This window comes from Arenicella chitinivorans (genome assembly GCF_014651515.1).
GTDB classification, from domain to species: Bacteria; Pseudomonadota; Gammaproteobacteria; order Arenicellales; family Arenicellaceae; genus Arenicella; species Arenicella chitinivorans.
On the sequence record NZ_BMXA01000005.1, the window covers coordinates 134,089 to 149,026 of the forward strand.

A 14,938-nucleotide genomic window follows, 5' to 3' on the forward strand; every position below is an offset into this window, starting at 1 on the left:
TTACGCCGCATCGCCGGCTTCGAGAAAATCCTGCGCAAAACGCTGCAACACGCCGCCGGCGGTGTAAATGGCAACTTCTTCTTCGGTGTCTAGGCGGCATAGTACCGGCACATCGACCCGCTGGCCTGAACGTCGCGTGATACGCAACTGCAAAGTCGCACTGGGTGAGGGCTGCCCGATCACATCGTAGAGCTCAGAGCCATCCAGTTTGAGAGTTCCTCGCGTAGCGCCTGCGGTAAACTCCAATGGCAAAACCCCCATACCAATGAGATTAGTTCGGTGAATTCGCTCGAACCCCTCGGCCACGATTGCCTCCACACCAGCCAGACGCACACCTTTAGCAGCCCAGTCACGTGACGAGCCCTGCCCGTAGTCAGCGCCTGCCACGATAATCAGCGGCTGTTTGCGTTGCATATACGTTTCGATCGCCTCCCACATACGAGTGACCTTACCTTCAGGCTCAATCCGTGCGAATGAACCCTGTACCACCTCACCATTCTCGGTAACCATTTCATTCAATAGTTTTGGGTTAGCAAAGGTTGCCCGCTGTGCGGTCAGGTGATCGCCGCGATGCGTGGCATAAGAATTAAAGTCCTCCTCTGGCAGCCCCATTTTTGTCAGGTATTCCCCCGCCGCACTACTCGCCAGAATGGCGTTTGAAGGCGATAGATGATCGGTGGTGATGTTGTCGCCCAGTACCGCCAATGGACGCATACCACTCAACGTGCGTTCGCCAGCCAATGCCCCCTCCCAATAAGGCGGTCTGCGGATGTACGTACTGGTAGGACGCCAGTCGTATAACGGGCTGATACCAGCGTTATCACTTACCTCGAGGTTAAACATAGGCTCATATGTGTTTCGATACTGTTCAGGCTTGACGCTACTGGCCACGATGGCATCAATCTCTGCGTCACTCGGCCAGATGTCACTTAAACGCACGGGGTTGCCTTCGGCATCGTGCCCCAGTACGCCTTGCTCAATATCAAACCGGATGGTCCCGGCTAGCGCATAGGCAACCACCAATGGCGGTGACGCCAAAAATGCCTGTTTAGCGTAAGGATGGATCCGGCCATCAAAGTTTCGATTGCCAGACAACACAGCCGTCGCATACAGGTCACGCGACACCACCTCTGACTGGATAGTCGGATCGAGTGCGCCGCTCATCCCATTACAGGTAGTACACGCAAAGCCCACCACACCAAAGCCTAAATTCTCCAGCTCAGACATCAATCCAGCTTCTTGCAAGTACAGTTGCACGGTCTTGGAGCCCGGCGCCAACGAACTTTTCACCCAGGGTTTGCGAAGTAAGCCAAGCCTATTTGCATTGCGTGCGATCAATCCAGCGGCAATCATGTTGCGCGGATTACTGGTATTCGTGCAGCTGGTGATGGCAGCGATAATGACCGCCCCGTCTGGCATATGTCCCTGCCAATTGTCTAGATCTACGGTTTCCACAACCTCTCGACTGATTCCCTGTGCGCCAAGCTCAGTCGTGGCGACGCGACGATGTGGATTCGAGGGACCGGCAATATTCCGAACAACGGTTGACAGATCAAACCTCAAAACCCGCTCATACTCCGCGTCGCCCATTTGGGATGCCCATAAGCCAGTTTGCTTAGCGTAGGTTTCGACTAACGCCACTTGCGCATCGTCTCGGCCAGTTAAGCGTAGGTAATCAATGGTATTTTGGTCTATGTAGAACATGGCCGCGGTGGCACCGAACTCTGGCGTCATATTCGAAATAGTCGCCCGATCCCCCAGGGTAAGCTGGTCGGCCCCTGGACCAAAAAATTCCAAATAACTCGAGACTACGCGTTGCTCTCTCAAAAACTCGGTCAATGCCAGTACGATATCGGTAGCCGTAATACCCGCTTGACGCTCGCCAACCAGTTCTACACCGACAATGTCTGGCAATCGCATATACGAAGCACGACCTAGCATGACGCTCTCAGCCTCGAGCCCACCAACGCCGATCGCGATCACACCGAGTGCATCAACGTGCGGTGTATGACTGTCGGTACCGACCAGCGTATCCGGGAATGCCACGCCATCACGTGCGTGCACCACGGGCGACATTTTCTCAAGGTTTATTTGGTGCATGATGCCGTTGCCTGGCGGAATCACGTCGATATTCTTGAATGCTTTTTTCGTCCAATTAATAAAATGAAAGCGATCTTCATTACGACGATCTTCGATTGCACGATTTTTTTCAAAAGCCTCTGGATCGAAACCTGCCGCTTCGACTGCTAGAGAGTGATCCACAATTAATTGCGTCGGCACCACCGGGTTGACTTTGGACGGGTCACCGCCTTTCTCCGCGATCGCATCGCGCAGACCCGCCAAATCCACCAACGCCGTTTGCCCTAAAATATCGTGACACACAACACGCGCCGGATACCATGGAAAGTCAGAGTCTCTGCGCCGCTCAATTAGCTGCATCAACGCAAGTTCCAATTGCTCTGGAGGGCAGCGCCTGACCAAATTCTCTGCCAGCACCTTGGAGGTATACGGCAACTTTGCGTAAGCACCGTCAGACAGACGGTTAACCGCCGCTTCGGCATCAAAAAAATCCAACTGAGTTTGCGCCAATGACTTGCGATAGTGTTGATTCATAACAGAGTGATGTACTTAGAGTTAAAAGAGTGGTTTGACCCTGCCATTGTAAACAATATCGAAGATATTCGCGAATCAGGAAAGCAATTTCGGCTTAAAACGAATTTATTGTTTACAATGTAGACATAAAATCACACCAAACGTCAGACCGAACCTGTACCAAGCCCAAGCCCCCCCCCGCAACCACGGATTGTTACAACCCTGTAATCACTCAAAAGAATTCATATATTTTTATACATTCCTTGTGGTTATTTCTAATATAAGGACATACCATTTTAAATTTGCGCTGTCAGCACGCATATTACGCCCCAGACAGAGCCATTTAAGGCATATGTTTAACCAAATTAACTTTTATCAGATTAAATTTATCAGGTGACAAAATGGAAATCCTAACCGTATTAACTCTGGTTCTATTGGCGCTGGTTGCAATTAACGAAGTGACTGATCACTAAGTAAGCAATGCCTATCGAATACAGTATTCGACAACGCACAGATGTTAGGCTCCTTATCGGGCTCTGTGCACTAGCCTCACTCCTTCGCTAGCTTAACACGTATCTGTTCGCCGCCGGGCCCTTGGTCTGGCGGCTTTTTTATGTCTCATGACAACACAACCATGGCACCAAAGGTGACACTAAACATGACGTTTCTCGGCCATCGCCTGCACAATAATTTGCCGTGACGAGCTAACGAATAGACTTGCAAGTACGGTCGCCACAACGAGATCAGGCCAACGCGTCCCAGTAACGAACACCAACCCGGCAGCCACCAGTACCGCCACATTGCCAATGGCATCATTGCGGCTACATAACCAAACCGATCTAACGTTCGCGTCACCCTCCTTGAATCGAACCAGCAACACCACGCTAATCAGGTTGGCGGCCAAGGCCGCCAGCGCCACGCCACCCATAATCGGCGCACTCGGTGAGTTTGAATACAGCACGTGATATAAGGTCGACCCTAGCACCCAAAATGCCATCAATAAGAGGCTTACGCCCTTAAGCAGTGCGACATTACCTCGGGTAGCCAAGGGCTTGCCGATCGCCCATAAACTCAACGCATAGGTCATGCTGTCACCAAGAAAATCCAGCGCATCAGCTTGCAATGCCTGCGACTCGCCTGCGATTCCGTAGATCATCTCGACGATGAACATACCCGCATTGAGTGCAATCACCAAGAATAAAGCACGTCGGTAAGCCGCGCTCGCACCATCAAAATCGTGGTTGTGTTGACACCCGGCTGACATCTAGAGATGCAAATATGTTTGCGCAGTAATGGGTAACATCGCTTGGTGTACCTGTACACCAGCAGCCATGACATGACCGGACTCCAAATAATTGTCACGGCCTGCTAGATCACTTACGACACCACCCGCTTCGGTCACTAACAAGGCTCCAGCAGCAATATCCCATGGCTTTAAGTGGGATTCCCAAAAACCATCGTAACGCCCGGCAGCGACGTAGGCCAGATCCAATGCCGCTGCACCAAGTCTTCGAATACCGCTGGTCTGTTGTGCCAAGAGTGTCGTCATAGTCGAAGTAAAAGCAGACAGACTTGCGAGCGGATCACCACTGTAAGGCACGCCGGTGGCGAGCAAGGCGCCATGCAGTCCACCGCCGTTGGTGACGCTAATGGTCTGCCCATTCATCTGCGCACCCCGCCCTAGTTCCGCGGAAAAAAGTTCATTCTTTACTGGGTCGTACACCACACCCAGAACCAACTGATCATCGTGTTTTAGCCCAATGGACACAGCGAAATGCGGAATACCGCGCAAAAAGTTGGTGGTCCCATCTAACGGGTCAATAATCCAAGTGTAAGGCGACTCCAACCCACCGGAGACACCGTACTCCTCGCCCAGTATGCGGTGGCTTGGAAAATGCCTATGGAGTTCGGCAGTGATGACCTGTTCTGAGTGACGGTCCACCTCAGAAACAAAGTCGTTGAGGGACTTTTGCTCAATCACCAACTGCGCACGGTCGCCGAAGGACTCGGCAATGTATTTTCCCGCGGACTGTGCTGCAGCTTTGGCGATACTCATCTTATTGCTCATGCGATGAATTATCGACCAGCGACAGATGGATAGCAACCTAGCGTACGCGAATCCGCGCGATCATGAACAAGAATAAAACTCGCCCAGTCGGTCTACGACTGAGCAAGTTCTTTAACATCATCAATTGGTTCGAGAGAGATAACCGTCTAGGCCATGCGGCACTAACCGACCAACCTGACGTGCGACCGAAGAAATGTCCTTCATCGGCGTCTCATCCAACAACCAACCTTGTACCACGCCGATAATGCCACCGGCGTAGAAATCCGCAATAGTATCCAGTTGGCGTGCATTAAAGTTTTGATTAAATTGAAACAGAATTCGATCTGAAATCAACCTTGAAACCAATGATTTCAAGAGCGAAAGACATTGAATCCCGGCTTGACCGGTGAATGCAGCACGCATCAAGATACGATCTTTTTCGCACTCTTCTAACAAGTTACGCATACTGATTTCAACGAACTCTTCACGCCCAATCTCGGCGTTTTGGATGAAAGATTCCGTTTTCACCCAACTCTTTTCAAACATGCTCTCAATTCGTGACAGCAGGATCGATTGTTTACTATCAAAATTGGAGTAAAACGTCTGGCGACTCACACCAGCGGTCTTGGTCAACTCCCCGATCGTAATTTCATCGATTGTTTGCTTTTGTAAATGGTGCGCTAGTGCGACCTGAAGCTTTTCTTGGCTGCGTCTTTTTCTTAAATCCACGTGATAACCCCTATTACTGTTTTCTTGATTTATTAAAATGTCGATAAATTTATGTAAGACAGCGATTCAATGTCGCTGAATTGTTTCAACCCCGGCATGGCTGTCACGAATAACGGCCCTGCCAGCAACAAAGTGATGTAAGATGCTCGGATGGATTGGTCGCATTTCAGGCCAAACAAGTTCAATGCAATCTTGCAAACTTGCGCATAGCGTCACTGGTATAAACCGGACATCGCCAATCGGTACGATGCGCAAATGCCAAGATGAACCACCAGTCCGTCTCGGCACTGCCGTCAATGACCGCAGCAACCACGCCTAACGCAGCTGTAACATTTGCGTGCGACAATGCTAAAAAACAAAATCGCTGACAGACGTTATAGCGAACTCGTTGATCAGAACGCTTCAATGAACCGTGAGATCGACTGTTTACCCCAACCTGATCGACCTGACATTTTGTTACAATCAATAGTCCGGCAGGACTTGTCCCGTATGGAACAATTACCGCCGCCAGCGAATACATCAAGGAGTAATCACTGTTGAAAAAGGTTTAAAGTTGTTTGACCCGATTGGCTCATCAACACACGCAAGTCCAACCTGCACCGTGCCTCTGACACCATCCTTACAGCGCTAACATCAGCACTGTTTATTGCAAACTCAGCAATTAGAACGATTTTTACTAAGCTGCAGGCCTTATTAGACAATGATCTATCTAAATTGCCAATACCAGAATGTGAAATTGTTTAAATCTTTACAATATGGCTAGTACTTTGGGCTATATCCGACTAGTTTATACCGAGGCGAATAGCCCATTAATAGACATTTGTAATACAAGTTATTGAATTTATCAACCATGCTGTACAAAATTTATCGAATATCTTTCCCTCTCGGACTTCTTTTCCTAGTCTCGGCTTGCCAGTCCTGGTTAACCAAGCCGGCCTGGCCGACGGATTTACCGCCGCGTCAGGTTTTCGTCGAAGCCTTTCTGGAAAACCGCAACCTTGAGCAGGCCGAACCCGCGGTGCTCGAAAGCCACCTGAGCTGGATTCAGCGATTCTATCAAGGCACGCTCCTCTACCCTAACGGCTGGAACCAAGCCACCGAACAATTCCTTGCAACCATTACAGACACCCGCATCAAGCAGGAAGTTGAACAAAGAATGTATGCCCTTGGTATTGAGATTGCGAATGAATGGGCACAGGACAATCACCAGCGCAACATAGACAACACAAATGTCGCGATTTGGGGCAGTGCGCTGAGAGAAGCTGCTGAGCGTAATGATCACCTTGCGTTTATCAGCAAAGTAGAAAAGGATGTTGCCAAGCTTATTGCGCGAGAAATAAGCGCCGGTGAAATTGATTACGAAAGATACTATCCCGATGAAGACTATGGTAACTTTTAACGCAAATAGGGTCCGAACAGTTAGCTAATCGGTGTCGACAATAACGATTATTATAAAACCATGTTAAAGCACTTCCGCACCGACAAGTGGGCTCCGCTCTTGTTGTGTCTGTGTTACAGCGTCATACCGGTTTCAGTTTCAGCACAGAATGCCGACCACGCTGAGGGACTTGACCCCATTCAGGTGCACACGAAACCCTCGGCGATGACCGAGAACTCTGCCGCACCGCTGGCCACGCCGAGTAGTGCCAGCGGCGTAAATGCCGCTGACTCTCACGCGCACCCAGCCTCGAATTTTAATCCACAAAACGATGATGGTAACGCCGAAAAAAGTGGTTGCCGTCGGCATACTGCGTCGAAAGTTTGGGTCGATAGACTTCGAGCCGATACTCATACACGCCTGTGTCGTACTGCGAGTTGGGTAGACGGCCTATTCGGTCAAGAGCAGCCGTTTAAAGGCGAAGAATTCCGCGGCAAGGTGTCTGTCGGTTTCCGCCATGACGAGATTGACGGCATTGATCCTCGGTTGCGAATCCGATTACGCACACATTTGCCGAATATGAGCAACCGTTTCGATGCGTTTGTCGGCCGCGTTGAAGAGGACAGTTACATTAGTAATACCGAGGTCAAAGAAGACCGTCTCAACAATGTCGGTTTGCGATCCACCAATGACGAAGACAGCGAATGGTTAATCGGGCTTGGCTACCGATCACCAGATGCCAATAATAACGGCTGGGACTTTTCGGTCGGCGCGAAGCTCAGCAGCGGCATTAGCCCCTACTCAAAACTCGCGTATCGGCATGTATTCCAAACTTCGGAGGATTCCTTCTGGAAAACCGAGCAAACTGGCTTTTGGCGCAAACGGGACGGTTTCGGCGTGAGTAGTAATCTGGACTACACACGCATGTTTAACGATGAGGACATCATGGTTCTGCATGGTAGCATCAAGTACACCGAAGAAGCCGAACAATGGGAATGGTTTACCGATGCTACTTGGCATCATTCGATTACCGATAAGCGCGGCATTTCATCCAGTGTTTACTTACGTGGTGAAGAAGAGAACGCAGTATCGATACCTGAATACGGTGTCACCTTCACATACATCCAGCCCATCATGCGGGAATGGATCTACGTTGAAACCGGGTTCGATTATCGCTGGGAACGAGAATACCCCGGGCAGTCTTACCAAGGCGCAATTAATTTAGGTATTCAGTTTGAAATGCTGCTTGGCGATTATTACCGTGGTCGCCGAAAACGATAAACTGTATATTCATCGCATGCATTTCGATTAGTTATCGCAATTTAAAACACGCCATCGGTACGCCTTGTATACTGATTATTCGGCAATCCGTTTTACGATCGAATTATGAGCTTTTATCCACCCAAACGCACGTTAATGGGGCCCGGCCCCTCAGACGTTAATCCGCGCATTTCACTGGCACTGGCACGCCCAACAATCGGCCACCTGGACCCGGAATTCATCCGCCTCATGGATGAAATCAAAGCCTTACTGCAGTATGCATTTAAGACTAAAAATCTGTTAACCTTGCCGATTTCGGCCCCAGGGTCGGCCGGCATGGAAGCATGCTTTGTAAACCTTATTGAAGCCGGTGATACCGTCATCGTCTGCCAGAACGGCGTATTCGGCGGACGCATGAAAGAAAACGTCGAACGCGCTGGCGGCACTGCCGTCATGGTGAACGACGCCTGGGGGCAAGCCATTGACCTCGACAAACTCGACGCGGCCATCAAAGCTAACCCAGACGCCAAAGCCATCGCTTTTGTGCACGCCGAAACCTCAACCGGTGTGCGCAGTGATGCGCAAGCCATATGTAAGCTTGCGCAGGACAATGACATGCTCAGCATCATGGACACGGTGACCGGCCTCGCGGGTATCGAAGTCGATGTCGATGGCTGGGGCGCGGATGCGGTATACAGCGGCACACAAAAGTGTTTGTCCTGCGTACCGGGCATATCGCCAGTGACGTTTAGCGAACGAGCGCAGTCAGTGATTACCAATCGTCAACTGCCGGTACAGAGCTGGTTCCTCGATATGAATTTGATCATGGGGTACTGGGGCGAGGGTCGTCAACGTGCGTACCACCACACAGCCCCAGTAAATGCGCTGTATGCACTGCACGAAGCGCTCACGATTTTGCGCGAAGAAGGTTTGGAGCAGAGTTGGGCGCGCCATTTGCGTAATCACGAGGCGCTTAAAGCGGGCCTAACAGGACTGGGGTTGTCACTTCTGGTGGATGAGGCTTGCCGGTTACCACAACTCAATGCCGTTGGCGTTCCCAAGGGCGTGGACGAAGCCGCCGTGCGGCAGCGCCTACTGCAACAGTCAAACCTCGAAATTGGTGCCGGACTCGGTGAACTTGCCGGCAAAGTCTGGCGAATTGGCTTGATGGGTTACGCATCCAATGAAACCAATGTGCGTCTCTGTATCCACGCGCTTGAGAGCGCGTTGCTGGCGCAAAATGTGCCGTTGAACCCAGGAGAAGGTATTGCTCGGGTTGACGCAGCCTACGCGTCCTCTGACGGAGCGTAACAAGCGATTTACTATGCTGCTGTCACCGCTTTGGCGCTCGGGCGCGCCTGCTTAAAGTCTGGCTTAGACGTCACACTCAACCCGAGTGTGGAATCACCGCATTGCCCGGGATAAGCCCGTACTGTTGCCATGGAAAACGACCACAAGCGGAACACGCTGAGGAACTAAGCGGACTGGGCAGCCGAGAACGACACCTGAGTAAATAAAACACCAAGCCAGATTCTGTAGGCGAAAAAAAAGCTCCCTACCCAAGGAGCTTTTTTTCCTCATAGCGAGAATATAAATCGACTCGAACATCAATGTGTTGACCTACCCATGCCCAAAACTTGAAGTGCGTTCGGAGTCGATTCATACGCCTACCTAACCATGGGTCTAATATAGGTGCTTTACTCAAACCAAGCTATACACCAAGGTAGGGACTTTCATCAGACCAAAGTCGAATCAATTCAACGACTATTGGATTTACTCATTTCGTAAGCTTTAATTGCGGCCTGAACACGGTTACTCACGTGCAGCTTATGCATGATGTTAGTCATGTAGTGCTTGACCGTTTTTTCGCTCAGGAAAATATCGTCCGCAATCTCCTTATTGCTCATGCCGATTGCCAGCTTTTCCAGTATCTGACGCTCCCGCTCGTTCAAATCAAAGTCATCCGGTGAGTCGGGTTTAGGTTGCTCAGAACTGCGCATTAGTATATTGACGGCTAGATTCGGTGAAATATATGAGTCACCATTATGAATATCGCGCAGAATCGAAATCAACTCTTCCGAAGCAACGCCCTTGAGGATGTAGCCTCGCGCTTGCGCTTTGAGAGCCGCCTGGACGTCGTGCTCCTGCTCGGAGACCGTTAGCATGATAATCTTGATCACAGGGACCCGAACAGCTATCTCTGAGGCAGTCTCGATGCCACCACCGGGCATACTGACATCCAGCAACATCAGGTCCGGTATGTGTTTCTCCGCCTGAATGATCGCCTCTTCTTTACTGCCGGCCTGCGCCACCACGTCAAAGTAGCCGCTCTCTGCCAATGTGGTCACCACACCTTCTCGAAACAAAGGATGGTCATCGACCACAACAATCCGAATTCGATCACTCATACTAGATTTTCTCTCTCCGATGTAAGTTTGATTGCGTAGCATCGCACCCTGTACAGAATGAATCCAGCCTGCCAAAGATTGTCATCTCGCAACCAGTTCGCGGCGTCGGTCTTATGCGTCATCGTCTAAACTGATCGACAACCGCAATGACGTACCAACACCCAGTTCACTGTTGATATTAAATTTTCCACCCAAACTTTCGATGCGATCTTTTAACCCCATTAAGCCAAGGTGGCCACCACCAGTGGATAGGGATGACAAGCGGAAACCAACCCCGTTGTCCTTTAGCGATAAATGTAACACATCGTCCTTCACGAAGGCATTTAATCGGCACTTTTTCGCCTGACCATGGCGATGTGAATTATTCAATGCTTCTTGAATAAAACGGTAAGCCGTAATCTTGATCGGGAGCGGAATATCGTCTGGCAGGTCTTGATAATATTGTGTCACTTCCGTGTCAGACTTTGCACTGTGCAGTAAAACAACTTTGCGCAAGCATTGCTCTAGACTCATTTGTTCAAGCTGTGGCAGTACCAGTCCGGATGAAATACCTCGAATCTCTTCCAGTGATTCGTTTAAGGCGTCTTTTACCGCGTGAAACTCATGCCCTAAATTTTGCGCTGCCTCATGCTTGGAAATCTGTGCCAGCCGCAAAACCGCAAACCCAATCATTTGCGCAGGTCCATCGTGCAAATCAGCCCCAACACGACGTAAGAACTGCTCGTTTAGCTCAACCGCACGAGCACTGGCGGTTTTCATGCTCTTCTGCAATTCCTTATTGGCCGACAGCAAGTTCGATAATCGGGCTATCTGGTCGTTAAGCCGATTTTCTTGCTCATTAATTGTTTGGATACCGCGCTGGAAGATGTAGTACAGCAGGTAGAACAAAACCAGCGTGCTGACCGCAAGAAACAGCAACAAGCGCACGGCCATGGTCTGCGCAATGCCTAACTCAGCTCGATGATCAACCTTCACGTGAGCGAACAATGGCGTCCCATCAACTTGACGTACAATCACAAGCATCTCGGTTAATGGGTAGGCACGTGTGATTGCCTGCCACCAGGCCGCGCCAGTGAGCAGGTCATGCGACACAATGCGATATGGACGACCCGCTTCACGCAATAATGTTTGCATCATGGCGCGTTGCTCAGAAGGCAATGTCCGCGCTTCACTACTACTCCAAACAGGATTAAACGAAGCATCGAACAGGCGAACAGACGTCACCCCCGTGATGCGCTGCATGGCCTTGCCAACACCCAATACGGCTTGTGGTTCTTCGTTTGGATTCAGCGTTTGTGGCTCTGAATCCAACTCTGTTGACGCCCCGGAATCCCGCCCGGACTTTCGAATCACCAGCTGTTGCATTTCACCAGCCACACGACTGGCCATTTCCGCTAGGGTATTTTTTTGCAGGCGATAGTAACCACCTGCCGTCAACGCGGTGACGATCAGAAAAATACCGAGCAGTCCGGCAATAACGAAGCGTCGATTCAGGCCTCGTTTTTTTGCCTCTGCGGTGCTGTAGAGGGAGTAATCGTTCATGATTTGGGTAATTAACCGCGGCGCTTAGCGTTGCTGGCGCAATTTTATGCGGTATTCAGCCAAGAATAAAGCATTCCAGCACGTTTGAGTGAGATCCGTTCGGATATTGACGCTACGCTGGACACTCGGCGTGCCCTGCCGTCGTCGCAGCGGACAAGATCAGCTTGATATACGTTGATCAGTTCGCCAGAAATTAATCAACAGCATCGTCCAGCCGGCGAGTAACAATACACCGCCGACCGGCGTTATCGCCCCTAGCCACGACGCATCGGTCAGCGCCAAGGTGTACAGTGAACCACAAAATATGAGTACACCGACCACCAAGCACAGCACCACTGGCAACGTTACCCAAGACCGGGGCTGATTCAAAGCCACGGCACCCAGCGCCAATAACCCCAGCGCATGGTAAAACTGATACTGGTTGGCCAGCTCATAAGTCGAAAGCCGATTGTTTGCACGCAATAGCGCCTCGAGTGCGTGCGCACCAAATGCCCCGAGTGCAACGCTGGTCAGGCACAGCACAGCGCCAATCAATAGGATGATGCGTGAGAATCCCGCATTTGAATCCGAAGACTTGAGACTTAGATCGGACAACTGACACCCGTACCGCCTATGCCGCAATACCCGTTCGGATTTTTTGCCAAATACTGCTGATGATAATCCTCGGCGTAATAAAACTCAGTCGCTGGACGGATTTCTGTGGTGATTTGTGCGGCCTTGCCCGCGCTGTCGAGTGCGGCCTGATAACGGGCTTTCACCTGCTCGGCGGTTACTTGCTGTGCATCGTTCGTGGTGTACAAACCGGAGCGATACTGGGTACCGCGATCGTTTCCCTGACGCATCCCTTGCGTCGGGTCATGCGATTCAAAAAACACACTGAGTAGCTGTGCGTACGAGGTCTTCGCTGGATCAAATACGACCATCACGGTCTCATTGTGTCCGGTCAGGCCCGTGCATACTTCCTCGTAGGTTGGATTCGGTGTAATGCCCGCCATATAGCCAACCGCCGTGGTTAACACACCGGGTTGCTGCCAAAGTTTGCGTTCGGCGCCCCAAAAACACCCAAGCCCCAAGTACGCGATCTCCAGCGCCTCATCATGGTCGGTAAATGGCGGCTTCAAAGGCTGACCATTGACGTAATGCTTGTTGTTGAACACCATCGGTGTATCCCGGCCAGGAAGCGCGTTCTCTGATGAGGGAAGTGATAATTTGTCGTCTAGCACGGTCTGAATACCTGAGATGAGATTGTGTTGACGTTGCAGATAATATCATTCAACGAGAATTCAATCCTCACGCGTTAAAAAACTGACGGCCAGTACCGATCAAACCAACCGAGAATGACACGTTATGCCTAGAACAAGATTACTTTTGATACCCCTATTCGGACTGCTGATTTCAAGCTTTAGCCCCCTCGCGCAATCCGCACCAGACGCTAAAACGACACAGACAGCGATCTTCGCAGGGGGCTGTTTCTGGTGCATCGAAGCTGACTTTGAAAAGCTCGATGGCGTCATTGAGGTAGAATCAGGCTACACCGGCGGCAGCGCCAAAACCGCCAACTACAAAGCGGTTAGCCGTACCGAGACGGGGCACTATGAAGCTGTGGAAGTACACTACAATCCGCGAGAAATTAGCTACGCGCAACTGGTCGACTATTTCTGGCGCCACATCGATCCAACGGATGCCCATGGCCAATTCTGTGATAAAGGAAGCTCGTACCGGTCAGCAATCTTTTACGCCAATGACGAACAACGAGAGATTGCCATGAAATCACTACTGGAATTGCAGGCCTCGAAGCCGTTTGCTGCGGACATTGTGACGCCAATCCTACCAACGAAACCATTTTATCTTGCCGAGACTTACCATCAGGATTATTACAAGAAAAATCCGATTCGCTACCGATACTACCGCAATGGCTGCGGTCGCGACCAGCGTGTGGCAGAGTTGTGGGGAGGTGACGACTAAATATGCAAGACTAGGGAATTTAACCACGCTCAAGCGCAAGGTTTGAGCGCTGCAACAAAGCCTCCATCGGAGAAGCGTCAAACGCGGTATCCAGCTCGGTCAGTTGGTCGGCCGATTCCGTGCTCAAACCAGCGAAATCAAACAGTGCGCGATCCATCAAATGCGATGAGGTGACACGCGACAACGATTTAAACACGTTCACGACTCGGCCCGGTTGTTCTAGGTCCCATTCGTGAAGCATTTGCTTGATCTTCTTGCGTTGCAGGTTCTCTTGCGAACCGCACAGATTACAGGGAATAATCGGGAACGCGCGTAACTGTGCGAATCGCGCTATATCGGATTCTCGGCAATAGGCCATCGGTCGAATCACAATATTTTTTTTATCGTCACTCACCAGCTTGGGTGGCATACTCTTTAAACGCGCTCCATGAAACATATTAAGGAATAAAGTTTCGACCATATCATCGAGATGGTGTCCCAGTGCAATTTTAGTCGCGCCAAGCTCCGCAGCAGTACGATACAGAATACCTCGACGCAGGCGCGAGCACAAAGAACAGGTGGTCTTCCCGGCCGGAATTTTATCCGTCACAATACTGTAAGTGTCTTCTTCTACAATTTTATATTCGACTTCGATCGACGACAGATACTGTGGCAGTACATGCTCTGGGAATCCAGGTTGTTTTTGATCGAGATTCACCGCAATCAGATCGAAATGAATGGGCGCCCGGGCACGCAGTGCCAGTAAGATATCAAGCATGGCATAGCTGTCTTTACCACCAGACAAACACACCATAACGCGATCGCCCTCCTCAATCATATTGAAGTCTGTGATTGCTTGACCAACCTGACGCTGCAGGCGTTTAACCAATTTATTCTGGTCGTATGTTTGTTTTCGTGTGTCTTGCATGTGCTAATCCCCGGCTCGGTGGCGGTATTCTACTCCAGTCGAAGAACGGTTGTAAGTCGGGGCGGTCATTCACATTGGAATTCAACGCCCTCTGGCGATTGCTGACTATC

13 protein-coding genes are annotated in these 14,938 nt (G+C 50.6%); 4 read left to right on the top strand and 9 right to left on the bottom strand.

Going from position 1 to position 14,938, the window contains the following annotated elements:
* The 4 genes from acnD to IE055_RS13670 all read right to left on the bottom strand — a co-directional run bounded on the left by acnD (position 1) and on the right by IE055_RS13670 (position 5,368).
* Complete coding sequence (acnD, locus tag IE055_RS13655) at positions 1 to 2,613, bottom strand: Fe/S-dependent 2-methylisocitrate dehydratase AcnD (RefSeq protein WP_189402157.1); 2,613 nt, start codon at positions 2,611 to 2,613, stop codon at positions 1 to 3.
* A 631-nt stretch (positions 2,614 to 3,244) separates the two neighbouring features.
* Complete coding sequence (locus IE055_RS13660) at positions 3,245 to 3,856, bottom strand: cation efflux transmembrane domain-containing protein (RefSeq protein WP_189402160.1); 612 nt, start codon at positions 3,854 to 3,856, stop codon at positions 3,245 to 3,247.
* Entirely contained in the window at positions 3,857 to 4,648 is a 792-nt protein-coding gene (locus IE055_RS13665; protein ID WP_229794297.1) for an inositol monophosphatase family protein, read from the bottom strand. It lies immediately after the preceding gene.
* Positions 4,649 to 4,780: 132 nt separating this feature from the next.
* Positions 4,781 to 5,368 carry a TetR/AcrR family transcriptional regulator gene (locus IE055_RS13670; RefSeq protein ID WP_189402163.1) on the bottom strand — a complete coding sequence of 196 codons (588 nt, stop codon included), beginning with the start codon at positions 5,366 to 5,368 and terminating at the stop codon, positions 4,781 to 4,783.
* Between the two features lie 850 nt (positions 5,369 to 6,218).
* Between IE055_RS13670 and IE055_RS13680 the strand changes: the two genes are divergently transcribed.
* From IE055_RS13680 to IE055_RS13690, 3 genes are all read left to right on the top strand, one after another.
* Positions 6,219 to 6,767, top strand: coding sequence for a hypothetical protein (locus IE055_RS13680; RefSeq protein WP_189402167.1), 549 nt, complete (start codon positions 6,219 to 6,221; stop codon positions 6,765 to 6,767).
* Positions 6,768 to 6,827: 60 nt separating this feature from the next.
* Positions 6,828 to 8,027, top strand: a complete 1,200-nt coding sequence (locus IE055_RS13685; RefSeq protein WP_189402169.1) for a hypothetical protein — start codon at positions 6,828 to 6,830, stop codon at positions 8,025 to 8,027.
* Between the two features lie 105 nt (positions 8,028 to 8,132).
* Positions 8,133 to 9,317 carry a pyridoxal-phosphate-dependent aminotransferase family protein gene (locus tag IE055_RS13690; protein WP_229794298.1) on the top strand — a complete coding sequence of 395 codons (1,185 nt, stop codon included), beginning with the start codon at positions 8,133 to 8,135 and terminating at the stop codon, positions 9,315 to 9,317.
* A 446-nt stretch (positions 9,318 to 9,763) separates the two neighbouring features.
* On the opposite strand, the gene IE055_RS13695 is transcribed toward IE055_RS13690, so the two are convergent.
* The 4 genes from IE055_RS13695 to msrA (IE055_RS13710) form a co-directional block, all read right to left on the bottom strand.
* Positions 9,764 to 10,414 (bottom strand): response regulator, encoded by a 651-nt coding sequence (locus IE055_RS13695; RefSeq protein WP_189402171.1) that lies wholly within the window; start codon positions 10,412 to 10,414, stop codon positions 9,764 to 9,766.
* Between the two features lie 111 nt (positions 10,415 to 10,525).
* Positions 10,526 to 11,956, bottom strand: coding sequence for a sensor histidine kinase (locus IE055_RS13700; protein ID WP_189402173.1), 1,431 nt, complete (start codon positions 11,954 to 11,956; stop codon positions 10,526 to 10,528).
* A 159-nt stretch (positions 11,957 to 12,115) separates the two neighbouring features.
* Positions 12,116 to 12,550 carry a DUF423 domain-containing protein gene (locus IE055_RS13705; protein WP_229794299.1) on the bottom strand — a complete coding sequence of 145 codons (435 nt, stop codon included), beginning with the start codon at positions 12,548 to 12,550 and terminating at the stop codon, positions 12,116 to 12,118.
* A complete protein-coding gene (gene msrA / locus IE055_RS13710) occupies positions 12,538 to 13,179 on the bottom strand; it encodes a peptide-methionine (S)-S-oxide reductase MsrA (protein ID WP_229794300.1) in 642 nt (213 codons plus the stop codon). Before msrA (IE055_RS13710) ends, IE055_RS13705 begins: the two co-directional genes overlap by 13 nt.
* A 124-nt stretch (positions 13,180 to 13,303) precedes the next feature.
* On the opposite strand from msrA (IE055_RS13710), the gene msrA (IE055_RS13715) reads away from it, so the two are divergent.
* Positions 13,304 to 13,921 carry a peptide-methionine (S)-S-oxide reductase MsrA gene (gene msrA, locus IE055_RS13715; protein ID WP_189402175.1) on the top strand — a complete coding sequence of 206 codons (618 nt, stop codon included), beginning with the start codon at positions 13,304 to 13,306 and terminating at the stop codon, positions 13,919 to 13,921.
* A 19-nt stretch (positions 13,922 to 13,940) separates the two neighbouring features.
* Here the strand turns inward: msrA (IE055_RS13715) and ttcA are convergent, their stop codons facing one another.
* Positions 13,941 to 14,828: a tRNA 2-thiocytidine(32) synthetase TtcA gene (gene ttcA / locus IE055_RS13720; RefSeq protein ID WP_189402178.1), complete on the bottom strand. Its 888-nt coding sequence runs from the start codon at positions 14,826 to 14,828 to the stop codon at positions 13,941 to 13,943.
* Between the last annotated feature and the right edge of the window lie 110 nt (positions 14,829 to 14,938).